General features: G+C 68.6%; 22 protein-coding genes. 11 read left to right on the top strand and 11 right to left on the bottom strand.

Annotation, left to right across the window (positions count from 1 at the left end; translation table 11 throughout):
* The first annotated feature begins 31 nt into the window (after positions 1–31).
* Genes G4D83_RS10025 through G4D83_RS10015 form a run of 3 tightly spaced genes read left to right on the top strand, consistent with a single transcriptional unit; the run spans position 32 to position 2,163 of the window.
* Entirely contained in the window at positions 32–625 is a 594-nt protein-coding gene (locus tag G4D83_RS10025) for a hypothetical protein (RefSeq protein WP_240356244.1), read from the top strand.
* Positions 622–1,542, top strand: coding sequence for a type VI immunity family protein (locus G4D83_RS10020; protein ID WP_163864472.1), 921 nt, complete (start codon positions 622–624; stop codon positions 1,540–1,542). Before G4D83_RS10025 ends, G4D83_RS10020 begins: the two co-directional genes overlap by 4 nt.
* Before the next feature lie 51 nt (positions 1,543–1,593).
* On the top strand, positions 1,594–2,163 hold the full coding sequence (locus G4D83_RS10015) for a hypothetical protein (RefSeq protein WP_240356243.1): 570 nt from the start codon (positions 1,594–1,596) through the stop codon (positions 2,161–2,163).
* A 106-nt stretch (positions 2,164–2,269) separates the two neighbouring features.
* Here the strand turns inward: G4D83_RS10015 and G4D83_RS10010 are convergent, their stop codons facing one another.
* Entirely contained in the window at positions 2,270–2,614 is a 345-nt protein-coding gene (locus G4D83_RS10010; RefSeq protein ID WP_163864471.1) for a rhodanese-like domain-containing protein, read from the bottom strand.
* A gap of 291 nt (positions 2,615–2,905) precedes the next feature.
* On the opposite strand from G4D83_RS10010, the gene G4D83_RS10005 reads away from it, so the two are divergent.
* Positions 2,906–3,625 (top strand): MBL fold metallo-hydrolase, encoded by a 720-nt coding sequence (locus G4D83_RS10005; protein WP_163864470.1) that lies wholly within the window; start codon positions 2,906–2,908, stop codon positions 3,623–3,625.
* 17 nt (positions 3,626–3,642) lie between these two features.
* Here the strand turns inward: G4D83_RS10005 and G4D83_RS10000 are convergent, their stop codons facing one another.
* Positions 3,643–5,088, bottom strand: a complete 1,446-nt coding sequence (locus G4D83_RS10000; RefSeq protein ID WP_163864469.1) for an HTTM domain-containing protein — start codon at positions 5,086–5,088, stop codon at positions 3,643–3,645.
* A complete protein-coding gene (locus tag G4D83_RS09995) occupies positions 5,081–6,304 on the bottom strand; it encodes an imelysin family protein (protein WP_163864468.1) in 1,224 nt (407 codons plus the stop codon). Before G4D83_RS09995 ends, G4D83_RS10000 begins: the two co-directional genes overlap by 8 nt.
* Positions 6,305–6,450: 146 nt before the next feature.
* Between G4D83_RS09995 and G4D83_RS09990 the strand changes: the two genes are divergently transcribed.
* On the top strand, positions 6,451–7,974 hold the full coding sequence (locus tag G4D83_RS09990) for a hypothetical protein (protein WP_240356242.1): 1,524 nt from the start codon (positions 6,451–6,453) through the stop codon (positions 7,972–7,974).
* A gap of 112 nt (positions 7,975–8,086) precedes the next feature.
* Positions 8,087–10,465: a TonB-dependent receptor family protein gene (locus G4D83_RS09985; RefSeq protein ID WP_163864467.1), complete on the top strand. Its 2,379-nt coding sequence runs from the start codon at positions 8,087–8,089 to the stop codon at positions 10,463–10,465.
* Positions 10,466–10,496: 31 nt separating this feature from the next.
* On the opposite strand, the gene G4D83_RS09980 is transcribed toward G4D83_RS09985, so the two are convergent.
* Genes G4D83_RS09980 through G4D83_RS09970 form a run of 3 tightly spaced genes read right to left on the bottom strand, consistent with a single transcriptional unit; the run spans position 10,497 to position 16,077 of the window.
* Complete coding sequence (locus G4D83_RS09980) at positions 10,497–13,571, bottom strand: efflux RND transporter permease subunit (RefSeq protein ID WP_163864466.1); 3,075 nt, start codon at positions 13,569–13,571, stop codon at positions 10,497–10,499.
* An 18-nt stretch (positions 13,572–13,589) separates the two neighbouring features.
* Positions 13,590–14,768, bottom strand: coding sequence for an efflux RND transporter periplasmic adaptor subunit (locus tag G4D83_RS09975; RefSeq protein WP_163864465.1), 1,179 nt, complete (start codon positions 14,766–14,768; stop codon positions 13,590–13,592).
* Positions 14,761–16,077, bottom strand: coding sequence for a TolC family protein (locus tag G4D83_RS09970; RefSeq protein WP_163864464.1), 1,317 nt, complete (start codon positions 16,075–16,077; stop codon positions 14,761–14,763). Before G4D83_RS09970 ends, G4D83_RS09975 begins: the two co-directional genes overlap by 8 nt.
* Before the next feature lie 142 nt (positions 16,078–16,219).
* On the opposite strand from G4D83_RS09970, the gene G4D83_RS09965 reads away from it, so the two are divergent.
* The 4 genes from G4D83_RS09965 to G4D83_RS09950 are packed head-to-tail and all read left to right on the top strand — an operon-like array spanning position 16,220 to position 20,045.
* Positions 16,220–16,876 carry a response regulator transcription factor gene (locus tag G4D83_RS09965; protein WP_163864463.1) on the top strand — a complete coding sequence of 219 codons (657 nt, stop codon included), beginning with the start codon at positions 16,220–16,222 and terminating at the stop codon, positions 16,874–16,876.
* Positions 16,857–18,206, top strand: coding sequence for a sensor histidine kinase (locus G4D83_RS09960; protein ID WP_163864462.1), 1,350 nt, complete (start codon positions 16,857–16,859; stop codon positions 18,204–18,206). Before G4D83_RS09965 ends, G4D83_RS09960 begins: the two co-directional genes overlap by 20 nt.
* 13 nt (positions 18,207–18,219) lie before the next feature.
* Positions 18,220–18,897, top strand: a complete 678-nt coding sequence (locus G4D83_RS09955) for a response regulator transcription factor (RefSeq protein WP_163864461.1) — start codon at positions 18,220–18,222, stop codon at positions 18,895–18,897.
* Positions 18,894–20,045, top strand: a complete 1,152-nt coding sequence (locus tag G4D83_RS09950) for a sensor histidine kinase (RefSeq protein WP_163864460.1) — start codon at positions 18,894–18,896, stop codon at positions 20,043–20,045. Before G4D83_RS09955 ends, G4D83_RS09950 begins: the two co-directional genes overlap by 4 nt.
* Here G4D83_RS09950 and G4D83_RS09945 read toward each other — a convergent pair.
* Entirely contained in the window at positions 19,960–21,573 is a 1,614-nt protein-coding gene (locus tag G4D83_RS09945; protein WP_163864459.1) for a glycosyltransferase family 39 protein, read from the bottom strand. The two genes, G4D83_RS09950 and G4D83_RS09945, sit on opposite strands and share 86 nt — an antisense overlap.
* A gap of 227 nt (positions 21,574–21,800) precedes the next feature.
* On the opposite strand from G4D83_RS09945, the gene G4D83_RS09940 reads away from it, so the two are divergent.
* A complete protein-coding gene (locus tag G4D83_RS09940) occupies positions 21,801–22,205 on the top strand; it encodes a CYTH domain-containing protein (protein ID WP_163864458.1) in 405 nt (134 codons plus the stop codon).
* On the opposite strand, the gene G4D83_RS09935 is transcribed toward G4D83_RS09940, so the two are convergent.
* The 4 genes from G4D83_RS09935 to G4D83_RS09920 form a co-directional block, all read right to left on the bottom strand.
* Positions 22,148–23,506 (bottom strand): 3-oxoacyl-ACP reductase, encoded by a 1,359-nt coding sequence (locus tag G4D83_RS09935; protein ID WP_163864457.1) that lies wholly within the window; start codon positions 23,504–23,506, stop codon positions 22,148–22,150. The two genes, G4D83_RS09940 and G4D83_RS09935, sit on opposite strands and share 58 nt — an antisense overlap.
* 14 nt (positions 23,507–23,520) lie before the next feature.
* Entirely contained in the window at positions 23,521–24,807 is a 1,287-nt protein-coding gene (locus G4D83_RS09930) for an acetyl-CoA C-acetyltransferase (protein ID WP_163864456.1), read from the bottom strand.
* 63 nt (positions 24,808–24,870) lie between these two features.
* Positions 24,871–25,464, bottom strand: coding sequence for an imm11 family protein (locus tag G4D83_RS09925; protein ID WP_205522605.1), 594 nt, complete (start codon positions 25,462–25,464; stop codon positions 24,871–24,873).
* Position 25,465: 1 nt separating this feature from the next.
* Positions 25,466–26,767, bottom strand: a complete 1,302-nt coding sequence (locus tag G4D83_RS09920) for an AHH domain-containing protein (RefSeq protein WP_163864455.1) — start codon at positions 26,765–26,767, stop codon at positions 25,466–25,468.
* Between the last annotated feature and the right edge of the window lie 157 nt (positions 26,768–26,924).

The raw sequence follows: 26,924 nt of genomic DNA, 5'->3' as shown, positions 1-26,924 counted from the left end.
GGCCTCGCAACTCGCCCGGCTCGCCCCGGTCATGCTTGTCTTGCTGAAGCAGGACAATGCAGTCGGTGAACTCGAGGAGCAGCTCGTGGAATGCGCCATCCAGGCGGAGCGCCAGATAAATGCCCACTTCTTCGGTGACCGCCCACCGACACGGAACGAATGTCTCGAAGTAGTAGATGTAGACACGTGTGGAAAGCCCGTCACCCGCGCCATGCGCCTGGGACAACAAAAGCACGCGCTCGCCCTCGAATGTGCTCGCGAGGTACTCGCCTCACTGTGGCCCGAGCCGTTCAGCATCGAGCAGCGCTATCGCTATTATCCCCATGCCCTGCTCCTTGAGACCGTAGGCCGGGAGGAGGCGGCACGCCTTCTTGCCCAGGGCTGCGGTCATGAACTCTGGCGCACCATCAAGCCAGATATCGTTCTGCACGCGAATCGCGACCTGCTGCGGTCCGCAGTCACCCTTGACTTCAAGTTCCCCTGCCCGGACACGAATCTTCCACAGTGGACGCGCTATGGCGCCAACAGCGCCTATGCCGGAAAGGGTCAGGGCGAAGTCTATGAAGCAGCCCTGGGCGGAGAGGCCGTGATTGTCTCCCCGCGCGTGGGCGTGGTGCTTCGATGAGCGAGAACATCCCAGTCATCCGTCTCCGGACAAAGAGTGGAGTGCTGGTGGCTCGCGACGGAGTGGTTCTCTCCTTCTTCATCCATCGCAATCATGAGGACGTAGCCCCCGCCATCTGGCGCGCCCTGCGGACCTACGTTCGAGCCATCCCTCCCAACTCCCTGAACTGGTATTCGTCTGATGACGGAGACATGGTTCCACTGGACGATCAAGGGTGGGAGCACAATCGCAAACAACTGCTTGAACGTTCGTGGGGAACGGCTTGGGTCGTCGAGCTGTTCGAGAATGCAAGCGAGGCCGGTGGCTACCAGTTCGACTATCACGGGAGACGCATTGATGAGCCCTCCTGGCCTACCCCCCAGAATCCAGCCACGAGCGTGGCCTTTACGTTCCCCACAGAATACCTGCGGGCCCATGGCCCCGAACATCTGCGTGCCCTGGCGCTCGAAATCGCCCGGGAGTTGCCCTTCAGCTTCGGCTACGCGAGCCTCGCGTTCGTCTCGCCACATGGCGCCTGGTATGCGGCCCGGGCGGAGCTCCTCGATCTCCTCACGCGATATATGGGCCTGGACCTCTACCATGTCGGGGAAACCAGCACTGTCATCGGGGCGCAGGCGAGAGGGGCCTACTGGCTCACCTTCCTGGGGCAGCCGTTGCTCGGGCAGCTCGGCGGCATTGAGCGACTGCGGAGAGAGTTGGCATTCCCGGGGGTGTCCCTGTTGCCCCTCCCCGAGGAGCGGCTGTTGATTTCCCTGGGGGAATGGCCGGATGCCCTCGACACGAAAGCAGAGGGCATCCCTCCGCAGTACCCCGCGCTGGCATATCTGCTGAAGCCCTTCCTCTATGAGGAACGCTCCGGTGGGTTCTCCTTGGACAAGGACCAGATGAATCGGTGGCTCCGTCGCCTCTGCCCATGAGACAACTGGTCCCATGCCGGCGGGCAACCAAATCGTATTAGAATGGCAGGCATGAACTGTCTGGGTCTTCGCGCAGCACTGTCATGGATGGCCGCCGCCCTGCTCCTCACCGCGTGTGGAGGCAGGGACGCCACGGGAGAATGTCGAGGCAAACACCTGGGCGTGTCCGTGAACTGGCCCATCGATGGCGAGGCCTCCGTTTTCGTGGACCTCAACATCGGCGACACGGTGTTCTTGACCTACCTCCCGCGCGGTCATGCGGGCCTGAAGACCTTTGGCGCGGAGATCAACCTGCTCGATGGAGAGAGCAGCACCTCGCGAACGGTGGCGCTCATCAACAGGGAGCTCCGCCTTGAACCGGAGGACAACCCGCTGGTGGTCAACTGGGAGGGCACCCGGGACACCGCGTCGGAGTCCGGGAAGGGTTTCCACGCGGAGACTGGAGTGCCGGCGAGGGGCTCCGTGACGATTGACGTGGTGGACGACGAGCACGCCGCCGGGCGCTTCGTCTACCACTATGAGAATGGCGACGAGCTGACCTGCACCTTCGACGCGCCGACGCCAGAAGCCGCCGAAGGCATCTGGGGCGGTGGCGGCGACGGGGATGATGACGACGACTGAAGAGACTCGAAGCCAGGCGGATTGAATCAACGACCGCCGCCGACGCCATGCGCTGGGTGGGACGAGCGGTCGTCCCGGATGTCTCCAGAGGCGCGGGCTCCGCGCATCACTCCCACGCCGACATGGGGCCCAGGTTGAGGACCTGCTCGAAGCCACGCTCCTTCAGCAGCTTCTCGGCGCGGGCACTGCGGCCTCCGCTGCGACAGTAGATGACCACGGGCTTCGCCGGAGCGCCCAGCTCCTCGAGTCGCTGGGACAAGTCATCCACGGGGATGTTCACCGCCCCCGGAAGGTGACCGGCGGCGAACTCCTCGGGCGTGCGGACATCCACCAGCGTGGCTCCGTCGTCGACCCAACGGTGGGCTTCGTCACGAACCGGCCGCTGCTGGCTCGCACAAGCCCCCAGGAGGACACCCGCGAGGACGGCCGCGACAACGAGCGTGGACTTCATGGACGAATCTCCGAGGAATGGGGTTTCAGTGAAGTGAAAGCCACGAGGGCGCACGAACGATTCAGGACCTTCGCGCGAGCCCCTTCTCCCACGAATCGTCCCGCGAGCGTGCCTGCTTGATTCCACACAGAGCGGGCGGACATGTGGCTCGTCTGAAATGCCCCAGGAGCAGGGAGCGTACCCCTTGCCTCCTCGGCTGCCGTGTCGTGCCCGAGCAGGTCGCATCCTGAAACGGGGCGAGCGTGAATCCTCAGTGCCCCTTCACGACTCGCAGGGACAGGAGGCTTCGACATGATCTTCCGCCAGCTCTTCGATTCCGAGTCCTCGACCTACACCTATCTCCTGGGAGACGAGTCGACCGGTCAGGCGGTCCTCATCGACGCCGTGCTGGAGCAGGTCGACCGGGACCTGCAACTGGTGCGCGAGCTGGGCCTCACGCTGACCCACGTCTTCGACACCCACGTGCATGCCGACCACGTCACCGCGTCCGGCCATCTGCGGGAGCAGACGCGTTGCAAGGTGGTGGGTGGCGAGCAAGGCGCCACGTGCGCCGACGTCCAGGTCCGCCACGGGGACCACGTGCGCATCGGCCAGCTCGACTTCCAGGTGCTCGCGACTCCGGGCCACACGGACGACAGCGTCAGCTACCTGCTGGGAGACCGCGTCTTCACCGGAGATGCCCTGCTGATACGCGGCAACGGCCGCACCGATTTCCAGAACGGGGACCCCAGCCAGCTCTATGACAGCCTCACGCGAGTCCTCTTCGGACTCCCGGATTCAACGCTCGTCTACCCCGCTCATGACTACAAGGGCCGCACCGTGACGAGCATCGCCGAGGAGAAGCGGCACAACCCCCGCGTGGCCGGGAAGAGTCGCGACGAGTTCATCCACATCATGGAGCACCTCGACCTTCCCAAGCCGAAGAAGCTCGACGTGGCCGTTCCCGCCAACCGCGCCTGCGGACTCACGTCGCCAGGAGCGGCGGACACGGATTCACATCTCCATTCCTAGCGTTCAGGGAAGTGGAATCAGGCCCCCGGCACACGCGCGTGCGAGGACCTCGCGGGGCGCAGATGCACCGGCGGCCCCTCGGGGGCGGGAAGAATCCACGCCTTGGGGCCCAGGCCATCCTCCTCCTTCGACAGGTCCACCGCCGGGTCCACCAACGGCTCCGACATCCGACCGTTCAAGGACACGCGGACATCCGCGCGGACCTCCACCGGATGCTGGGTGGTCGCCTCGAAGTCCCGGGCGATGCGGTGGGCCAGTTGCAGGATGAGGTCCGGCTGCACCGCCATCTCCCGCTCCTGGAGCCGCGTGAGGTACTGGCTGGGCGACACATGCCACTCACGTCCGGTGACGCTGTCGCGCACCATGAACGTCGCGCTCCCATTCTTCTCCCGCGTCATCACCCGCCACGAGAAGCGCATCCCCTGCTCGTGCCAGAGCACGTTGCCCCCGTACGCGTGGGTCCTCAGCGGGAGCACCACCTGGAGGCACGCGTAGACGACCGCCACGCCGAGCGCCACGCGGCCCTTCCAACCCGGTGCCCGGCCCTCCTCGGCCGCGAGCACACTCACGGAGACAGGATTCCGCCGCACCCTGGCGAGGAGCGTGCGCGGCCACGACGGGTCGAAGAACACCAGCGCCGCGGTCACCATGATGAAGGGGAACATCCCGATGGGGAACAGCGCCGACGTCGCGGCGTGGAACCCCACCACCACGACGTACGCGAACGGCCGCGTGCGGCGCCACATCAGGAACAACACGATGGTGCTGTCGAACAACATCCCGCCCCACGCCGCCGCATACGCCACCCAGCGCTCGTCCAGGAGCGGGCCCACCCACGGCAGCCCTGTCCGGGCGGACAGCCAGATGTTGAGCGGCTGCGCGTGCACCAGCCAGTCGGTGGTGACCTTGGCCAGCCCCGCGTACACGTAGACGATGGACACCTGGAAGCGCAGCAGCACCGTGCACCACGCCGGCAGCCAGTCCTGGCGAAGCTCCGGCCGGCGCCACGCGTCCACGGAGAACGCCCGATGCGCGGGCACGAAGCTCATCAGCGCCAGCAGCAGGCTCACCAGGTAGTAGTGGTTGAGGTAGTTCGTCACGTCGAGCAGTTGCACGTAGGCGAACACCCCGAACAGCAGCACCACCGTCACCCGGTAGAACAACCCCACCATCAACAACATCCCCAGCACGCCCAGCGCCACGAAGAGCGCGGGCATCCACTCACTGGGGAGGACCGGTACCCAACCGAATCCCCAATAGGTGAAGCGGACCCGGGGCTGCGCGAACAGGACGCCCACCCAGCCATAGGCCAGGAAGCGCACCGACGACACGGTGATGAGCAGCCCCAGCGCCACCCGGAACACCGCCAGCGCGGCGATGTCCCGAGGCGCCAGGAGCCACGCCCAGACCCGTGCCATCCTCGGGTGCGCGGACGTCACGTCGCCAGCGGCCACGTCAGTCATTGTCTCCCTCGAGGCCCGCGGGCGGCTCCAGGTCCAGCGTGGAGATGAAGTCTGTCTTCAGCACGTCCGTGACGCCCTTGAAGGCGTTGTAGACCGCCTGCACGGAGGCCTTGTCCTGGGCCAGCGCCTGCCGCAGGTCCTCCTCCTCCACGGCGGCCAGCGAGGCCTCGGCCTTTACCACTTCCTGCCGCATCCGCGTGGCCACGCCCTCCGCGCCCACCTTCACCAACACGTCGTCGAAGCCCGTCCCGGAGAAGTCGGGGCCGCAGCCGTCCACGATGCGCCGGAAGCCCACCAGGTTCAGGTGGAGGTTCTTCTTCGAGCGGCCCGCGAACTGCGACTCCAACAGCTCCGGACACGTGTCGGAAGAGCAGTCGCGCAGCCCCAGCGGACGCGCCAGCTTCTGATCCTTGCCCTCGCGCTCCACGTAGAAGAGAGCGTCACTCATCGCGTTGAGCGCCACCTGGGTCGTCGGGTACACCGTGTTGCCCGCGCCCGCCGTCGCCAGCGTCTTCAGGAAGTTGCCACCCTCCGCCGCCCACGCATCCACCAGCGCCTGCGCGCGCGTGCTCACGTCCGCCCCGACGACCGCCGCGTAGGCCCGCTTGCGCGCCGCGCGCTCATCCGCCGACAGCGCGGCCCACGTCCCCTGCGCCACGATGGCCGAGTTCGCTCCGCACGCCGTCTCCGCCCCCTCGTAGAACAGCAGGTACTCCAGCGCGAGGAACCCGCGCCGCGTCACCAGGCTGGTGGAGAAGCTGGGGGACTCGTAGCTCTTGGAGACGAGCTGCTCTTCGATGGAGCAGCGGCTGTACAGGGGGAATGAGTAGATGTTGTCGCGAATCTCCCCGCCCCCCGGGCTGATGCGCGGCGCCGCCGGCCCCACCTGCATCGGCTCCAGCACCTGCCAGACGTCCATCGCCTCATGGAACGCCGTGCGCGCCGCGGCCAGCGTCGTCGCGTCCGGGGTGTCCCGCAACGTCGCGGTCGCCGCCTGAAGCGCCGCGGCCTTGGGCTGGAACTCCCGCGCCTCCCCCAGGATGCACTCGCCCGTGGCGCTCAACAGCTGCGCGCGCACATCCGTGCCATCCACGGGCGGAGGATCCGCCGGCTTGGGCTTGCTGTCGCTGCACGACACACACAGCAACACGGTGAATGCCAAGGCCCTCGCTCCCAACCAGGAGGGCACATCGAGTCGGGTCCGGGAGATGTTCATGCCTCCCGCATTACCAATCACTTTTGAGACTGACAATCATTCTCGATATCTTGACTTGGAGAAACGCACGGCCTAGGGAATGGCCGCCTTCCTCCGCCGAATATGAGAATAACTCTCATATTCAATTGGACCGACCGGGATTGAACATGTCGAACCAGACGAGAACCCCCCGCTTCAAGAAGCTTCTACCTACCCTGCTGGTCATGGGCCTGACGGCGACCTGGATGGGGGGCTGCGGCGACGACGACGAGGAGCCCACCCCGACGCCCATCCCCGACGCGGGCACCCAGACGGACGCGGGCACCGACGCGGGCACCACTCCTGACTCCGGGACGCCGACGGACGCTGGCACCGTCACGCCCGACACGGACCTGGCGTTCGTGCGGCTCAACGCCAACGGGACGGTGGACAACACCTTCGGCGCGAGCGGCAACGGCATCTCCCGGTTGAACCTGAGCACGGCCAACGGCTCGGTGCGTGACTCCATGTGGAGCATCACCCGCGACGCGCAGGACCGCCTGGTGGTGTTCGCGACCAAGAAGGCGGAAGGCACGCGCACGGACTCCGACCGCGCCATCGTCCGCCTCACCGCCAACGGCGCGCTGGACGAGACGTTCAACGCCAACCCCGGCGCCAACTCGCGCAAGGGCTTCTACGGGCTGGATATCGGCGGGTTGGGTGACTCCGCGCGCCACGGCATGGTGCAGGCGGACGGGAAGATCGTCTCCGCGGGCTACCTGTCTCAGCCCTCGGGCGTTGGCGCGCAGTCCGCCAACCGCATCGTGATGCTGCGCCTGGATGAGGCGGGCACGGTGGACAGCACCTTCGGCTCCAAGGGCGTGCTGAACTCGGCGCCCTTCGCCACGAACGACGCGACCCGCGAGTGGGGCATCTCGGAGGCCTACGCCGCCGTGCGCCAGTCCACGGGTTCCTACGTCACCACCGGCTATGGCCGCGCGGCGGGCGTGTCCGGCAACACGGTGGACCTCATCTCCTTCCGCTACAGCGCGGCGGGCGTGCTGGACCCGACGTACGGCACGAACGGCTCGTTCATCCTGGACCTGGCTGGCGACAATGACCGCGGCCGTGACGCGGTGGCGCTGAAGGACGACCGCACGTTCATGGTGGGCAGTGGGACTCCGACGACGAGCAACATCGACGCCATGGCGGTGCTGCTGACCGCGGACGGCCAGCCGGCGGCGGCGGACGGCTTCAACGAGGGCGTGAAGCTCTACTCCTTCGACCGTCCGGACGAGGCCTTCTTCAACGTGGCTCGGGCCGACGTCGGCACCGAGGAATACGTGGCGGCCTCGGGCTACCGCGCGGGTGGCGGACAGGACGACGACGCCATCCTGCTCATCCGCAACATCACCACGGGCGCGGAGTTCGCCGCGCCGGTGCCCTTCTCCGAGACGGAGAATGACCGCGCCTGGGGCGTGGCGTTCAGCCCCGAGGGCAAGGTGTACGCGACGGGCTTCGTCACCGAGGGCGGCGACAACCGCTTCGCCGTCGCTCGCTTCAACCTGGATGGCACGCGCGACACCACCTTCGGCACCGGTGGCATCGTCACGGTGAACATCATCGCCGGCAAGCTGGATGAGGCGGCGCGTGGCCTCGCGGTGCAGTCCGACGGCAAGATCGTCATCGCGGGTGCGGCCGAATCGCAGTAGGCATCCACGCGGTTGACAGCGGTCGGCCTGGGCCGGTGGGGGAAGAGCGCTCCCCGCCGGCCCGGTCGCTCGCCGCGCACTTCAGCACGTTCCACCGGGAGTCTTCGTCGTCATGGGTGCACCGACCTTCGCTGTCGCAGTGGTCTCCTTCATCGTCTCCTCGTCGACCGTGGCCCAGACGCCCCCGACGCCCGAGCAGTCCCCTCCGCCCCCCACGGAGGTCCCCGCGACGACGCCCCCCGCCGCGGCCGATGCGCCCCTCGCTCCGCCATCGCTGGAGCCGGAGCCCGCGCGGCCCGCCGCCGAGGCGCCCTCCGTCCCGGGCCCCCTCGAGCAACCCGTCCAGGCCGAGCCCGTCGCGTCGGAGCCCCTTGGTGTCGAGGCGCCGCCCGCCGACGGCCGCAAGTTCGAGAGCGTGGTGGTGGGCACGTCCGAGGCGAAGACGAGCGGCTCCATCCACATCCTCAAGCCGGAGAAGCTCCAGCGCTACGAGCTGGACGACCCACAGGCCATCCTCCAGTCGGTGCCCGGCGTGTACGGGCGCGGTGAGGACGGCTTCGGCCTGCGCCCCAACCTGGGCCTGCGCGGCGTCAACCCGGACCGGAGCAAGAAGGTCACCCTGCTGGAGGACGGCATCCTCTTCGGGCCGGCGCCCTACTCCGCGCCCGCCGCGTACTACTTCCCGCTGATGACGCGCATGCAGTCGGTGCGCGTGCTCAAGGGTCCCTCCTCCATCCAGCAGGGCCCGCAGACGGTGGGCGGCTCGGTGGACCTCATCACCCGGGACGTCCCCACGCAGGAGTCCTTCGGCATGGACCTCGCGGGCGGGCAGTACCTCTATGGCAAGGCGCACGGCTACATCGGCGCGAGCACCGAGCGCATGGGCTTCCTCATCGAGGGCATCCACCTGCGCAGCAACGGCTTCAAGGAGATCGACAACACCGACGAGACCACGGGCTTCCACCGCAACGAGTGGATGGCCAAGGCGCGCTACCGGCTGGTCCCCGACGGCGAGCTGCGCCAGTCGCTCCAGCTCAAGCTGGGCTACTCCGACGAAGGCTCCAACGAGACGTACCTGGGCCTGTCCGACGCGGACTTCGCGGAGAACCCGCTGCGCCGCTACAAGGCGAGCCAGTTCGACCACATGCAGTGGCACCGCACCCAGGCGGTGCTCAGCCACGTGCTGGAGGGGAACGACATCGCCGTGACGACGTCGCTGTACCGGCATGATTTGGACCGGAGCTGGCGCAAGGTGAACAGCTTCCGGGGCATCTCCATCTCGGACGTGCTCGCGGACCCCACGAGCGCGCGCAACGCCATCTACTACGGCGTGCTCACGGGCGAGCTGGACTCGTCCAGCCCCGGGGAGACCATCCTCATCGGGCCCAACCACCGCGTCTTCGTCAACCAGGGCATCCAGAGCATCGCCCGCTGGACGGCGAAGACGGGCCCGGTGGCGCACAACGCGGAGTTCGGCGTGCGCTACCACTACGACAGCATCGACCGACGCCACACGCAGGACGGCTTCCGCATGGTGAGCGGCGAGCTGGTCGCCGAGGGCGGCACCACGGAGGTCACCGCCGACAACAAGGACTCCACGCACGCGCTCGCCCTGCACGCGACGGACGCCATCTCCTGGGGACCGCTGGTGGTGACGCCCGGCGTGCGGCTGGAGGTCATCCGCTCCAAGTCCCTGGACAGGCTCGCGAGCACCGAGGACCACGGCTCGCTGGAGGCGCTGATGCCGGGCGTGGGCATCCACGGCACCGTCCTCCCCGCGCTCGGCGTCTTCGCGGGCGCGTACCGGGGCTTCTCTCCTCCCGCGCCCGGCCAGCCCCAGGCCGTGGGCCCCGAGAAGAGCATCAACTACGAGGCTGGAGCGCGGTGGACGCGGCGCGGTGAGCGCTTCGAGGTGGTGGGCTTCTTCAACGACTACTCCAACCTCACCGACGTCTGCACCTTCTCCAACGGCTGTCTCAACGACAACCTGGACCGGCAGGTGGACGCGGGCGCGGCGAACATCTACGGCCTGGAGGCGCTCGCGGAGAAGACCTTCCGCCCGGGCGGCGGCATCACCTTCCCGGTGACGGTGGCCTACACCTTCACGCGGACGGAGCTGCTCAATGACTTCCGCTCGTCGGACCCCCAGTTCGGCAACGTCGTCGCGGGTGACGAGCTGCCGTACGTGCCCCACCACCAGCTCTACGCCTCCGTCGGAATCGAGGGCGCGCGCTGGGGCGCCTTCGTCAGCGCCACCTACCTGGGCAGCATGCGTGAGCAGGCGGGCCAGGGCGAAATCCCCCCGGGCCTGAAGACGGGGGAGCTGCTGACGTTCGACGTGAACGCCAACTGGAACATCACCCGCTGGGGGCAGGTGTACGTGAGCGGCCGCAACCTCCTGGACGAGGCCGTCATCGTCGGCCGCCGTCCCTACGGCGCCCGCCCCAACGCGCCTCGCACCCTCATCGGCGGCGTGAAGTTCCAGCTCTGAGCTGCCTCGCCACGGGGAGGCCTGGTCGGGTTCAGGCCTCCCCTCGCACCGTGCGCGTCCCCCGAGCGAAGCGCAGGTACAGCGAGGGCACCAGCAGGATGTTCAGCACGGCGGAGGAGAACAGCCCGCCGAGGATGACGACCGCCATCGGGTGTTCAATCTCCTGACCCGGCTTCAGACCTCCAGCCACGAGCGGCACCAGCGCCAGGGCCGTCGTCAACGTCGTCATCGCCATGGGCTGAAGTCGCTCCAGCGTGCCCCGGAGGACCAGCTCGCGACCGAACGGGACTCCCTCGCTGGACTCGAGGTGTCGGTAGTGGCTCACCAGGAGGATGCCGTTGCGAGCCGCGACGCCGAGCACCGTGACGAACCCCACCAGCGAGCCCAGGGAGATGACGCCGCCGGTGAGCAGCACGCCCACGACGCCGCCCACGAGCGCGAAGGGCAACGTCCCCAGCGTGAAGGCCACCAGCCGGAGTGACTGGAAGTCCAGGTAGAGCACCAGGGCGATGCCCAGCACCGCGAGGAGGGAGAAGGCCAGGAGGCGCGTCTGCGCGCCCTGCCGCTCGGCGTACTCACCCAGCACCTCGGCATGGTGGCCCGTGGGCCAGTCGAGGTCAGCGATGGCGGCCTGGATGTCGCCGACCACCGCGCCCAACGCGCGGCCCTGGGCGTCACAGGTGACATCCAGCCGGCGGGAGGCGCCCTCGTGCTGGACGATGTTGGGCACGGAGACAAGCTCCACCCTCGCCACGTCGCCCAACTGGTACGGCATGCCCGAGGCGGGCGCCACCAGGCGCAGCGCCTTCACGGCGGCGACGTCCTGGCGCAGGGAGTCCTCTCCCCACACGACGACGTCCAGGGTGCGCTCCTCCCGGTACACCTCGCCCACCTTGGTGCCTTGCAGCAGCGTGGCCACCGCGCGCTGCACGTCTCCCGGAGTCAGGCCCAGCCGTCGCCCCGCCTCCGGTTCGAGCCGGACCTGGATTCGCGGCACCAGCACCTGGGGCTCCACCTTGAGGTTCACCACGCCCGGAATCGTCCGGAGCTTCGCTTCCATGAGGCGGGCCTTGGCGCGCAGCGTGTCCAGGTCGGGCCCGAACGAGCGCACGACGATGGAGCCACCCGCGCCGCTGAGCACCTCCTTGATGCGCTCCTGGAGGTACGTCTGCACGTCGCGGTAGAGGCCGGGATAGCCCTCCACCACCTCGTTGATGCGCCGCACCGTCGCCGTGTAGTCGTCGACCTCGTCCAGGCTGATCCACAGCTCCGCGAAGTTGGGGCCCACCACCTCGTCGGCCACCTCCGCGCGACCGATGTGCGCGCCGAAGTGACGAACGCCGGGGATGGCGCGCAGCTCCGTGCTGGCGCGCAGGGCCGTGCGCAGGACGGCGTCACCGGACGTCCCAGGCTTCGCCACCCAGTGCATGAGGAAGTCCGACTCCTGGAAGTGAGGCAGGAAGCCCTCGCCCAACAGCGCCGCCAGCACCCCGCCCATCGCCAGCACGGCGAGCACGCTGCGCACCGCCAGTCGGGGGCGGTCCATCACCCAGGCGACGACGGGGCCGATGCGTGAGCGCAGCCAGCCCGCGAGTCGGGGCGGCTTCTCCTCGTGGTTCTTCAGGAACAGCAGGCACAGCACCGGCGTCACCGTGAGCGCGACCACCATCGACGCGCCCACCGCCAGGACGTACGCCACCGCGAGCGGCCGGAAGAACGCGCCACTGACGCCCTCCAGCAGGAAGACGGGAAGGAAGACGAGGACGACAATCACCGTCGCGTAGACGACGGCGCTGCGGACCTCCATGGAGCCCTCGAGGACCACGTCGAAGACGGAGCGAGGACTGCCCAGTCGCCGGTTCTCCGCCAGCCGTCGCTGCACGTTCTCCACGTCGATGATGGCGTCGTCCACCACCTCGCCCAGCGCGAGCACGAGCCCCGCGAGCACCATGGTGTCGATGGTCGCCCCCACCAGGCGCAAGGCGACCACCGCGCCCACCAGGGAGAGCGGAATCGCAACGATGCTGATGGCCGCGGTCCGGACGTCCTGGAGGAAGGCGAACAGGACGATGATGACCATGAGGCAGCCGAGCAGCACCGCGTGCCGGAGATTCCCCACCGCCTTCTCGATGAACGTCGCGGGACGGAAGATGCCCGGCACCACCGTGACGCCCTGGAGCGCGGGACGCATCTGCTCCAGCGCCGCCTCCACCTGCGCGGTGACCTCCAGGGTGTTGCCCCAGGGCTGCTTCTCGACGATGAGGAGGATGCCCGGCGCGCCATCGACGATGCCCTCGCCGATAGGCGGTGGATGCCCCTCTTGCACCGTGGCCACGTCCGCCAGCCGGATGGAGGCGCCGTTGCGGAAGGCCACGGGGACCTCCCGCAAGGCCTCCAGCGTGGTGTCCGCCGACAGGCTGACGGCGAGTCGCTGGTTGGGCGTGTCCACGAAGCCGCCCGAGGACGGCAGGCTCGCCTCCCGCGCGACCCGGAGGACGTCTTCGAGGCGGACATTCGCCGCGCGCAGCCGCTCGGGGTCGACCTTCACCTGGAACTGCCTGTCCCGCTGGCCCCAGATGGCGACGTTCGCCACGCCAGGGATGCTCATCAAGCGCGGACGAAGCGTCCACCGGGCGACCTCCGACAACGCCATCCGGTCCAGCGTGTCGGAGACGAGCCCCACCTTGAGGACCCGGCTCGTCGCCGACACCGGTGAGAGCATCACCGGCGGGCGGGACACCGCGGGCAGCGTGGACGCGAGCCGGGCCAGCCGCTCCTGCACCATCTGCCTCGCGCGGAACAGGTCCGAGCCCCGCTCGAAGATGAGCACCACCGACGAGAGGCCGAGCACGGACTTGGAGCGCATCGTCTTGAGCGCCGGCACTCCCGCGAGGCCATTCTCCAAGGGCGTGGTGATGAGCTTCTCCACCTCCAGGCTGGAGAGCCCGGGGACCTCTGTCTGGATTTCGACCAGGGGCGGCGCGAACTCGGGAAACACATCGAGCGGCATGTCGCGCAGGCTCGCGTAGCCCATCACGAGCAGCAGCACCGCGGCGGCGATGGGAACGAGGCGATAATTCAGGCAGGCGGCGATGAGCGAGCGCATGTCGAGGTCAGGTCTCCATCAGTGGCCAGCACCGAACTCCGTCCCAAACAACTCCGCCGCTCCCACGGCCACGACCAAGGTGCCCGCCGGCGGCCCCCGCGAGAGCAACGAATCCGACCCTTCCTGGCGCATGACGTCGACGCGGCTGCGCGCGTACACGTGCTCCTGCTGCTTCACGTACACCCAGGCGCCTCCCAATGCGTCGTAGACGATGGCCGACGACGGGACGGAGAGGACCTCCGCGTCGTCCCCCAATTGGAGCGACACACCGACGCGCTGCCCCGGCGCCAGACTCACGGACGCGGGCAGCTCGTAGAAGCGGTCCACCGTGGCGGCGATGGGGTCCGCGCTGGGAGGGCCTGGCACCGGCAGCGCCTCCACTCCAACATCCTGGCCCGTGAGGAGCGCGTGCACGCGCACGGGGACGTCCGCCTTCACGCGCCAGGCCTCGTCGACGAAGAGCGCCACCCGCACCCAGTTCGCGGTGACACCCACCACCTCGAACAGCGGAGCCCCCGCCGTGACGGACTGCCCCGGAGCGAACGACACCTGTCGCAAGACGCCATCCCGCGGCGCGCGGATGCGCAGACTGACGTCCGATTCGAGCGGTGAGCGCCCCACCAACTCCAGTCGCGTGTTCGCCGCCTGGAGCTCCGACTGGGCGACGGCCCGGTCCGCACGCGCCTCTTCCACGGCTCGCTCGGTTCCCGCGCCATCCTTCAGCAATCGCTCCGCGCGGGCGAGCCGGGACGCCGCCGCTTCGTCACGGGCCTTGGCGCTCTCCACCGTCCGCTGGGCCTGGGCATGGAGGTCCCGGTCCACCGTGGCGAGCGGCACCAGTCTCAGCAACACGTCACCCCGCTTGACGGCCGCGCCAGGGCGCAGCGCTGACGCCGCTCCTTCCGCGACGACGCCACCCGCCACCGGCGCCGTCACCACGAGCGCGCTGCCAGAGGGCACCACGACTTCGCCTCCCAGCACCTGCTTGCGCGCCGCCTTGCGCTTCTCCACGGGCTGGACTCGCAACGCCAGTCGCTCCTCGGCCTGGGGCTCGAGCGTCACAGTCGCCAGCGCGGACTCGGCCACGTGGGCGCTCACCTTCGCGGCGGGCGGAATCGGCGCGGGCTTGTCGGCGCGGCACGCGAGCGACAGGGTGACGAGGCTCGCGATGAGCGTGAGTCGGGGATATCTACTCATGGGCAACTCCCTGTTTGCCCAGACCACGATCCAACTGGGCGAGTCCGCGGCGGAGATCCGCTTCGAGGTCGAGGGCGCGAAGGCGTGCGTCGGCCAGACGGCGGAGCGCGTCCAGCACCTGGAGGTAGGGCACATCACCGGCGTCGAAGGCCTTGCGCGCGCCATCCCCCGCGGCGGTCAGCGCCGGGAGGATGTTCGACTCGACGGCCTCCAGTGACTGGGAGGCCTGGAGCGTCAGCTCGCGCGCGGTGAGGACCTCGTTGGTGACTTGCTGTCGCAGCAGGACATAGCGGGCGGAGGCGCGCATCAGCTCGGCCTCGGAGCGCCCGATGCCTCCGGGATTCCAGTTGAAGAGGGGCACGTCGAGCTGCACGCCGGGCACCCACAGCGCCTTGGGCTCACCGCTCGCCGTCGTCGAGGGCTTGGTGTCCAGCTTCGCCATCAACTGGAGGATGCGCGTCTTCTCCCAACCCAGCCGACCTCCCGCCAGGTCGATGCCCAGCTCCGTCGCGCGAACATCGGGCCGCGCGGCGAGGGCGAGCCGCACCAGGTCCGGCAGTGGCCGCAGCGCCCGTGCGTCGCGGGGAGAGGCCAGCGGAAGGGCCGTCTGGAACAGCGGACTTCGCGCCACGCCCATCATCAGCCGCAGCCGCTCCCGGGCCAGCGTCACGTCCGTGCGCGAGCGTCGCGAGGCGTCCTTCGCCAACCAGGCCTCCGCGCGCAGTGAGGCCACCTCGACCAGGCTGGCATCGCCCGCGGCCTGACGCGCCTCGACGAGCTCGCGGGTGTGCGCCCACAAGGCCGCCAGCTCCTCCAGCGCCACGCGCCGCCCCTCCGCGCGAACCCAGTCGGAGTGGGCCAGGCGCACGTCGCGCGCGACATCCAGCCCGTTCTGGACGAGCCCTCGCGCGACCTGCTCCACCTGGACCTTCGCGGCGGCGACCCGCGCGGGCCGCTGCCAGAGCGAGAACAGGGGCAGCAGCAGCGAGGTCTCCAGCGTCCTGGGCCCCACGGGCATCAGCAGCGAGAAGGTCGGATTGGGGAGCGCACCCGCCTCCGCCAGGTCGGCTCTCGAGACGCCGAGCTGTGCCATGTCAGCCTGGAGCGCGGCGCTGTTCCAGAGGGCCACCGCGACCGCGGTCCGCTCATCCAGGGGCGCGGAGTCCACGACGCCAGGGGGCAGCGAGGCCTCCTCCGCGACGCCCGGCCCCACCGGGGCGGCGAGTGTCGACAGCTCCGAGGACACCCAGGCACGGTCATAGGGCGAGCTGGCACACCCCGCGGTGACCATGCACGCGAGGGCCAGCATGCGAGCTTTGAGCTGTCGAGGCCTGCACCGGGAAGGCATGCGCGGACCCTGCCAGCCGAGGTTGAACGGTGGCTGAACGTCGGCCCGGCGGCCCCGTTTCGCGGTGACTCGCCGGTGGTATAGCTCCGTGTGGAGCCCCGCCATGCGAGTCCTCGTCGTCGATGACCATCAGGAACTCCGCGCCCTCGTCACCCAGGCCCTGGAGCGCGACGGCCACGTCGTCCGCCAGGCCGGAGACGTGGAGCAGGCGCGGCGGTCGCTCGTCGACGAGACGGACGTCATCGTGCTCGACGTGGGCCTTCCGGACGGCTCCGGGCTGTCGCTCTGCCGTGAGCTGCGCGCGGACGGAATCCAGACGCCCATCCTCATCCTCACCGCCCACAACCGCGTGTCCGAGCGAGTCGACGGACTGGATGCGGGCGCGGACGACTTCCTGGGCAAGCCCTTCGCCATCGCCGAGCTGCGGGCGCGGGTGCGCGCGCTCGGACGCCGCAAGGACAAGGCGGGCACCGTGCGCGTCCAGTTGGGAGACGTGGTGCTCGACTTCGGCCGACGCGAAGCCCTGCGGGCCGGCACCGCCGTGTCCGTCACCGCGCGCGAGTGGGCCATCCTGGAGACGCTGGCGTCTCATGGAGCGCGCCTCGTGAGCCGCGATGCCTTGCTGGAGTCCGTCTGGGGTGATGTCAGCGCCGGCGCCGCCAGCAGCCTGGAGGTCCTGGTCGGAAGGATTCGCCGCAAGCTGGGTGAGGACGTGGTGCGCACGCTGCGAGGCGCGGGGTATGGCCTTGGAACCAGCTGACACCGGGCGCCCCCGGGACTCGATGGTGCGCAGGCTGTCGCGCACCATGGTGGCCGTCGCCCTGACGAGCAGCGCGCTCACCGCGGGCGCCACGGGGCTGCTCGCCTACCGCATGTTGCTGGCGGGAGAGGACCGGCGCCTGCGTGACGCAGCGGTGGACCTGGTCGAGGAGGTCCGTGGACTGGATGATGCGCGCGCCCGGCTCGAGGCCGACGCGGAGCAGCGGGAGCTGATGGCCTTCGGCATCCGCATCGCCCTGTTCTCCAGCGAAGGCCAACTGGGAGGAGACCCGGACATTCCGACGCAGTCCGGCTGCGCGTGGTCCCAGCTCCCGGGAGAAGCGGGCGTGAGGCGATGCGGCGAAACCGCCCATGGGCGCCTGTCGGTCGCGCAGGAGAACATCGAGAGCATTCCCCGGCTTCGGGTCTCCCTGCCGCTGGCCGCGGTGGTCGCGGCGACCTGTGCGGCCCTCATCAGCCTGCTGATGAGCCGCCGCGTGGCCAGTTGGGCGGCCCGCCCTCTCACCGAGCTGAGCGCGTCCCTGGCCCGCATCGAGCCGGGAAGTCCCCTCCCCGCCCCCCTCACGGCCCAGGCCCGCTACAGCGAGGTGAACGCGGTCCGCACCGCGTTGGTGGCGCTGCTCACGCGACTCCAGGAGGCACTGGAGCAGTCGCGCCGCTTCGCCGCGAACGCGGCACACGAGCTGCGCACGCCCCTGGCCACGCTTCAAGCAGAGCTGGAGTTGCAAGCGGAGATGCTCCAGCCGCCCGACACGACCCTGGCCCTGGAGCGGATGCACCGGACGGTGAAGTCGCTGGGGGTGCTCGTGGAGCGACTGTTGGTGCTCGCCGATGACACCCAGGGCTCGCTGGAGCTCGTCGAGTCGGTGAGCCTGGCCCAGGTCGTCGAAGAGGTCCTCCGCGCGCTGCCTCCGAGCGAGCTGCGCCGCGTCGAGTTCGAGGCCGGTCCCCTCGGGCTCGTTTCGGGGGACAGCCACCTGCTGCGACAGCTCGTCGACAACGTCGTGGAGAACGCGCTCAAGTTCTCCGATGGAGGACGCGTCCGGGTGTCCCTTCAAGAGACGCCGGAGCAGACGCGGCTCGACATCCGGGACGAGGGACCTGGCATCAGCGAGGCGGACTCGAGGCGGGTCTTCGAGCCGTTCTACCGCTCCCCCACCGCTCGCGCGGGGAAGCCGGGCCATGGAATCGGCCTGTCCCTGGTGGCCCTCGTCGCGCGCGCGCACCGCGCGAGCGTGGCGGTCCTCCCATCCGAGCGGGGGGCGCATCTGCGATTGACCTTCCCCGGCGTTCAACCACGACATCAGTGATAGAAATCAAATCGTGTCCATCCTCATCGTCGAAGATGAACTGAGAGTCAGGGCCTTCATCGCGCGAGGCCTCACGGAAGAGGGCTTCCACGTCCAGGAGAGCGTCGATGGGCTCCTCGCGCAGGTCCTCCTGAACCACGAGCGCTTCGACCTCGTCATCCTGGATTGGATGCTGCCGAGCCTCTCCGGGCTGGAGCTGCTCCGAGCGATGCGCGCCAGACAGGACATCACCCCCGTCCTCATGCTCACCGCTCGGGACGCGGTCGCCGACCGCATCAGCGCCCTCAATGCCGGCGCGGACGACTACCTCATCAAACCCTTCGCGTTCGAGGAGATGCTGGCGCGCATTCGAGCCATCCTCCGCCGCGTCGACCATCGCGGGGGCCCGCTCTTGCGACACGGGGACCTGACCGTGGACCCCACGACACGAAGGGTGCTCCGGGCGGGCGTGGAGATCCACCTGACGGCTCGCGAGTACGCCCTGCTGCTCTTCATGCTGGAGCACGCGGGTGAAGTCCTCTCACGCACGCGCATCGTCCAGGCCGTCTGGGACCATGACTTCGAGACGTTCTCCAACGTCGTGGAGGTGTACATCCGCTACCTCCGCAACAAGGTGGATGCACCCTTCAAGGGTGGCAAGCTCATCCACACCGTGAGAGGCGTTGGCTATGTCCTGAGAAGCCGGACATGAAGCGCCCGCGCTCGGTCCGAGACCAGCTCACCTTCTTCTTCACCGCCTCCGTCCTGGGCACCCTCCTGGTCTACGGATGCCTGATGACCGCCATCCTCGCCTTCGGCGAGTGGCGTGAACACCGCGAGTTCCGCGAAGCCGGGTCCACCAAGGCCTGCTCGGAAAAAGAGGGGCTCTTCGATGAGGCGTTGCAGGTCGTGTACGCCATGCTCGCCACGATGCCGCTCACCGTGCTGGGAGCCACCGCGCTCGGGCGAGCCCTGGCCCGTCGCGCGCTGTCTCCGCTGCGCGAAGCCAAGGACCAGGTCCGGGCGGCGCGCGCGTCGGAGCTGGACTTGCGGCTCCCCGTCAAGGGGACCGCGGATGAGTGGGACGAGCTGGCGTCGACGTTGAACGAGCTGCTCGCGGACGCCCGTGCCTCGCTCGAGCGCATCCGCGCCTTCACGTCCGACGCGGCCCACGAGCTGCGCACCCCGCTCACCGTCATCATGGGCGAGACGGAGGTCACCCTGCGACGGGACAGGACTCCGGACGAGTACCGCCGGGTGCTGGCCATCGTGCTCGATGAGACCCAGCGGCTCGCGCACCTCGTCGACGAGCTGTTGCAACTGGCGCGCGCCGATGCCGGCGCACGGGTCATGACGGTGGAGCCCGTGGACCTGTACGTCCTGGCGGACAGCGCGCTCCAGCGCACGAGGCAATACCTGGCGGTCCAGTCCCAGGGCCTGACGCTGGAGTTGCTCGGGGGCCCCGCGCCCACCCAGGGCAGCCCCATCCTGCTGACCCACGTGCTGGACAACCTGCTCTCCAACGCGCGCCGCCACGCCCGGCAGCACATCCGGGTGGAGGTCCACGCCACGGGCACTGGTGTCCAGCTCACCGTGGTCGACGACGGCGCGGGTGTGGACTCGGCCTTCCAGTCCCGCCTCTTCCAGCGCTTCGCCCGCGCGGACGCGTCCCGCACCAGCAAGGGGACAGGACTGGGGCTCGCGCTGTCGCGCACCATCGCCGAGGCACACGGCGGCACGCTGGGCTACGAGCGAAGCGACGATGAGAGCCGCTTCATCTTCCGCCTTCCGAGCCAGGGACAGGCGTCCGGACCGCCACCAGCGGCCGCCCCTGCCAGCGATGGCAGTACCACAGCTTGAAGCTCGTCACTGTCCGCGAGCCGCGATGCACCGTCACGGGAGGCAGCTCGCGCACCGACTCGCAATGTTTGTCCAGGCGAGTGGCGGAGTCCTTCAAGGGCTGGCGCGCGTCCACGACGATGATGGCATCCACGCCGGGATGCACCCTGTCCATCCAGAAGTCATAGGCCAATCCCTCTCCGCCCAGGGCGGAGTCGGACTGTGTCTCCGGATGGTCCGGGAGGTAGTACGCCAGCTCACTCGCCGTCTTGTAACCCCACCCCACCACCATGGGGGCGGAGGTGCCCGCGGCCATCCGGTGCTGTTGCACTGCATCCGCCAGTTCGCGCCAGCCGCTCACCAGGTTGTCGCGCTCGCGAAAGGGAATCCAGGGGCACAGGGGCATCAGATACATGCCCACCATCAACACGGCGCCCAGGGCCATGCTCACCGCCGCGTAGCCTCGCACGAAGCGGCGCTCGCGGAGTGCCCACGCTCCCGCGGCCGCCGCCACCATGAGCCCGAGGTAGGTGGGGGCCACCCAGTTCATCTTCACCCAGTGCAGGGGGCTCACCAGCGTGAACACCAGGAGGCCTGGAACGCTGGAGATCGCCAGCAGCCGCGCCCGCGCGTCCCCTCGCCAGGCCTGCCGCACGAGGACGCCCGCCGTCAGCAACAGCGCCAGGTAGAGCAGTGGTCCCACCGCCACCGCCTGCAGGCCCACGTAGCGGCCGACCAGATAGCCCCGAAAGCCATCCACCGTCCGGGCGCGGCCGGTGGTCTGGAAGGCGAACGACGCCCAGTCGTGTGACTGGTTCCAGATGAGCACCGGCGAGAACACGACCACCGCGAGCAGGCACGCGAGATAGGGATGGGGCGTGCCCAGGGCCGCTCGGCCCCGCTTCGTCACCAGCGCCGTCGCCAGGACCTGGAGCGGCAACAAGCCGGCGGTGTACTTCGACAGCAGGGCCAGCCCGCAGAACGCACCGAGCAGGTACCAGCGCCAGGCGAAGCGGCCAGGGCCACGGCCGTCGGGCAGCACCAGTTCGCAAAGCACGCGCAGCGCCGCGGCCCAGAACAGGACCAGCGGAACGTCCGGTGTCATCACCACCGCGCCCAGCCCGAAGAGGACCGTGGCGTTCGCGGCGAGGGCCGTCAGCAGGCCTACCATCGGCGAGTACAAGCGGGCGCCGAGTGAATACAAGACGCAGGTCAACCCGGCGGATGAAAGGAGGGCGGGCAGGCGCAAGGCGAGCTCGGACTCCCCCAGCAGGCGGGAGGACAAAGCCATCCACCAGGCGCACATCGGGGGGTGGTCCAGGTACGACAGGTCCAGGTGCCGGGCGTATTGCCAGTAGTACGCCTCCTGGGGCGCCAGCTCCACCTGCCCCGCGTAGACGAGCCGCACGAGCATGAGCCCCAGCGACACCATCAAGACCCAGGGCCACCCATTGACCTGAGCGGCATCTACAGACGTGCGCGGCATCCGACCACCCTCTCGTCCCCCTGCGCCCAGCAGGCTCCAGTGCTCGGTGGCGCGAGAGGACATGCGAGGTCATGCCTGATGCGGGAGTGTCCTGTCCGCGAGCCCAGGCTCCACTGAGAGAGTTCTCATCACGCGTTCATCTATGAGAGGGCTTGCAATCCGAGACGACCCAGCGCGGAGCGTTCATTCCCTTGCTCTGTCATGAGCAGACGTGTCACCTCGACGTCACATGAGGCCGCTCTCATCCCCATCACATGCGGCACTCAGCGACACGACGAATCTATCGAGCCATGCATGAGGTGGAACTCAAGAGCGCCGTGGACGACCTCCTGCTCCGTCGACGAAAGGTCGAGCGGGCAGGCGGCTGGCTGTACTTCGAAGGGACGATGGAAGACTGGTACTACACGCATGCATCCGAGCCCGAGAGTGGTGTCAATCGGCTGCGCGTCCGCGCCTATCGTACGTCCGGGCGCGCCTGGTCCGAGTTGACGTGGAAGGGCCCCGCGCACCAGATGAACGGCTACAAGGTCCGCGAGGAGCTGACCCTCCAGGTGGAGGCTCCTGAAACATCGGGGTTCGCTCGCCCGTTCGTGAATGAGCGGGCCTGCTCGGTGACGGCCGAGCAGGCCCGAACCGCTCAGGCGCCGATGAGGCCTTGGCCGCAGACGCGCACGGTGTTGCCCGTCACACCGTAGGCGCCGGGGCTGGCGAAGAAGGTGACGAGCTCGGCCACGTCGCGCGGCTGGCCGCCCTGTGACAGGGAGTTGAGCCGCCGGCCCACCTCGCGCGTCATGAGAGGCATCTTGGCCACCATCGCCGTCTCGATGAAGCCCGGCGCCACCGCGTTGGCGCAGATGCCACGCGAGGAAACCGTCGGAGCGAGCGCGGCCACGTAGCCGATGAGCGCGGCCTTGGTGGCGGCGTAGTTCGCCTGTCCGAAGTTGCCCGACACACCGCTGATGGAGGAGAGGTACACGAGGCGGCCCTCGTCCCGCAGCGCACCGGAGGCGAGCAACGCTTCGTCCGCGGCGATGATGGCGGCGAGGTTGACGGACAGCACCTGGTCCCACGCCTCGGGCGTCATCTTGGCGAGGGTACGGTCTCGGGTGATGCCCGCGTTGTGCACCACCACGTCCACGCCACCATGGCGCCCTTGCAACTCCGCCACGAGACGCGCGGGGGCATCGGGGGCCGTGATGTCGAGCGCCAGGGCCTCGCCCCCCACGCGTTTGGCCGTGGCATCCAGCGCGTCCTGGAGCGCGGGCACATCCAGGAGCACCACCTGCGCGCCTTCCTGGGCGAGGCGCTCCGCCGTGGCCGCGCCGATGCCACGCGCGGCGCCCGTCACCAGCGCCACCTTGCCCTTCAGCGCGGCGACCATGGGCGCCGAGGCCAAGGGACGCACCGTGGACGTCACACGCGCCGCCTGCCCGGAGACATAGGTGGCCTGGACGCCGCAGAAGAAACGCACGGGGCCAGCGAGCCGGTCCTCCGCGCCACGCGCGACGTACACGAGGTTGGCCGTGGCACCGCGCCGCCCCACCTCCTTGCCGAGGCTGCGCACGAAGCCCTCCGCCCCGCGCGCCACGGCGGCCGCCGCGGGCCCCTTGGCCTCCTCGGGAATCCCCACGAGCACGAGGACTCGTGCGTTGCGAGCCAGTCGGGGGACCAGCGGATGGAAGAAGTCGTAGAGGGCGCGAGCATCTGCCGGAGTGGCGAGCCCCGTGGCGTCGAAGAGCGCCACATCCACGCGACGGTCCTCCTCTCCCGGCAACGCGTCCAGCACCCGCGCGCCCGCGCCCGCGAGCACACCCCGAGCGGCCTCCGTCGCGAAGCCGCCGGGCGCCGCGCCCAACAGCACCACGCGGTCCACGAAGGGCTGCGCCACCCAGCCTTCCTTCGCCCGTGCCAGCGGTGGCGGAGTCGGCAGCCCCAGCGCCCGCACGAGCCCTCCCGTCATCGGGTTGTTCGCCAGCGTCATCAACGTGTCGGCCATGAGGTCGTCGCTCCCTAGGATTCGAGGATGGCGGTGACGGCCTGACCGCCCGCCGCGCAGATGGAGATGAGGCCCTTCTTGCCGGAGCCCGCCTCGGACAGCGCCTTGGCCAGCGTACCCACGATGCGACCGCCCGTGGCGGCGAAGGGGTGTCCGGCTGCGATGGAGCTGCCCTTCACGTTGAGCCGTGCACGGTCGATGGCGCCCAAGGCTCCCGAGAGCCCGAGGCGCTCGCGGCAGAAGGCGTCCGACTCCCAGGCGGCCAGCGTGCACAGCACCACGGAGGCGAAGGCCTCGTGAATCTCGTAGTAGTCGAAGTCCTTCAGCGCGAGCCCGCGCTTCTGGAGCATACGTGGGACGGCGTACGCGCCACCCATCAGCAGGCCCTCGCGCTCGTCGACGAAGTCCACGGCGGCCGCTTCGCCTGCCGTCAGGTACGCGAGCACGGGCAGGCTGCGAGCACGCGCCCACTCCTCGCTCGCGAGCAGCACGGCGGAGGCTCCATCGGTGAGCGGAGAGGAGTTGGCCGCGGTGATGGTGCCCTTCTCGCGGTCGAAGGCGCCCGGCAGCTTCGCCATCTTCTCCAGGGTGGTGTCCGGCCGCAGGTTGTTGTCTCGCGCGAGGCCTTGGTACGGCATCACCAGGTCGGAGAAGAAGCCCGCATCGTAGGCACGCGCGAGGTGCTGATGGCTGGCCAGCGCGAGGGCGTCCTGGGCTTCGCGGGAGATGCCGTAGCGGTCGGACGTGCGCTGGGCATGCTGCCCCATGGACATGCCCGTGCGAGGCTCGGCGTTGACGGGGATCTCCGGCACGAAGGCGCGCGGGTCGAGCAGCTTCAGGGCCGCCGCGATCTTCGCCCCCTGTGTCTTCGCGCCATTGATGGCCATGAGCGCGCGCTGCATCCGGCGACTCACCGCTACGGGAGCATCCGACGTGGTGTCGGTACCGCAGGCGATGCCGGCGTCGATCTGCCCGAGGGCGATCTTGTTCGCGACGAGGATGCAGGCCTCCAGGCCGGTGCCGCACGCCTGCTGCACGTCATAGGCGGGTGTGGCGGCGTCCAGGCCGCTGGACAGGGTGCACTCACGCACCAGGTTCCAGTCGCGCGAGTGCTTCATCACCGCGCCGCCCACCACCTCACCCAGCCGGACGCCGCCCAGGCCCGTGCGCTCGACGAGGCCGCGCAGGACGTCCGTCAGCATGTCCTTGTTGGAGAGGCGCGCGTACGCGGTGTTGCTGCGAGCGAAGGGAGTACGGAGGGCCGCGACGATGGCGACCCGGCGAGGAGGTCCGTGGTTCATGGGGCGTTCCTATCAGCCATGCCCCGGCGAGGACACACCCACGTACAGCAGGACTCCGGGGCCTCATGCCCTGGCCAGTTCGTTCGGCCCTGTCACACGCTCGAACGACACACCCAAGTTCCCGACCTGCTCCAGTGCGCTCCTGATTTCCTCCGACACGATGAACGCGGTCTTGAACTTCTTCAGCCGAAAGACATGCGCGCCCCCGGTCTTCGAGGGATCGATTCTCAACCCGTAGATCCACCGGTACTCCCCTGCATATTCAGGGAAGGGGTCGCTCTCGTCATGGTGGTGCACTTCTCGGCACCGTGCCTCGTCGATGGCATCAACCACTTTGGTTGCATTGACGACGAAGTACGGCTCGGCGAGTCCCTCTATCGACACAGGAAAGAGCTGTACGTCGTCGGGCGAGAGTGACCTGAAGACGTTCGCGACCTCTTCGCTGACGATGGGGGCTTTTTCGATGACAGAAAAAACAAACGCACGCCCTCTACCGGGATGTGAAATCTGGGCCTTGATGCTCCCAGGGTCTGGAAGCGCGCGGCCATCCGCGAACATCCAGGGCTCGTCAAATGACTCACCAGAAGCTCGCGTCGGCGTCTCGAGAAGCCACTGGGGCACATCACCCATTTCAACCCAATAGAATTGAGACTCCACTTCACCTCTCCACTTTGACAATGAAGCTTCGCAATTCGGAGCCTTGCGTCAGAAGCTCGTCGGCAATGCGTGCAAGCTCCTCCATCAACCTCGCCCGACAGGTCTCGGTTGTCTTGCAGCGACCGACGGCATCCTGCAGCCGACCCACGACCTTCTTGTGATACAGCTCTGGGTGAGGCCCTTCGTGGCCATTGAGCCGCACCTTGTTTGACACATCCTCAAGCGTCATCCCTGCCTTCTTGAAAATCTTCTCGCATATCGGCGTCCAAGGCCCCCCTGTCACATCCGAAATCGGGTTCTTGTTCGTGCAGATGTGATGAGTGGGCCCCACCTCGTCACCGGGATACCGCCCATCCGAGTACATCGCCAAGGCGGCAGCGGCTCCAGGCGCCAGGGCGACGTTCAGCACACCGGCCGCGGGAAGCGCGATGGAGGTCACGCCGCCACTCATCGCCGCACCAAGCTGGAATCCCGCTTCGGCCTCAGCCCGAACGACCGCCTGTGTGAAGCCGGGGAGCCTGGGGCCCTGCGCCGCCATCGCGCTCCTCCCACCCAGGGCCGCGGTGACCAACAGCACCAGGACACGCGTGCCGTTCGTCCCCAGCACCCTCCCGAACCGATGCCCGATGTCCTGTAGCTCGATGACGCTCATCGCCGTCCCCGAATCATCCCACAACTGGACGAAGCCGCGCCCTATCTCCCAGACCGGCATGACACCGAGATAGGCCACCATCGCCGCCGTCAGCGCCACCGCGATGCCCTTGGTGATGGGCTCGGGCAGGGTGATGGTCAGAAGCACCGCCAGCGCCGCCGAGGTCACCATCGCCTTGAGCGCCGCCGGGTTCAGCGTCTTGCCGACCTCCGCCTCGACACTCTCCCACACCGTGTCGAGCGCGAACGAGAGCGCCATCAACGTCCGGTCCTTGCGCGAGAACGCCAGTCCCGCTCCACCCACCAAGGTCAAGCAGTCGTCCGCATCGGGGCAGACGCGTGGGTACAACGACGTTGGCGACTCGCCAGAGCCCGAATCCACGAGCCCCCTCGAAGAGGCAAGCAGCGGCCTGGACCGAACCCAGCCTCGCGCGTCCGCCTCTTCCGCTTCCCGGAACGAGACATCCATCCGCATGTCGAGGATGAGCCGAGCGAGGGCCGACCTGAACTCCTCTTCGCTCACCTCGACCGGGTCGACGTCGACCGATGCGTGGACGACTCGCTGGCCATTCCCTCGCTCCAGATGGACCACCCGAGTGGTCGCACATCCGGTCGACCAAAGGCTCACAAGAACCCACGCAAGGAACCTCATGCAATCCCCACCCATGCGTCCCGGGAATCAGGAGGCGCGGCATTCCTACTCCAAAGTCCGTCTGCCTCGACATGGATTCCGAGGCTCAAATCCACCGCACACGCCCCCTGCCTGGTGGATGCCTGGCGCCCATGGTGAAAGGGCCACCCCCCACGTG

This window comes from Myxococcus eversor (assembly GCF_010894455.1).
GTDB lineage: Bacteria > Myxococcota > Myxococcia > Myxococcales > Myxococcaceae > Myxococcus > Myxococcus eversor.
Note: the sequence above shows the minus strand (reverse complement) of the source record. Positions and strands in the feature narration are given on the sequence as shown.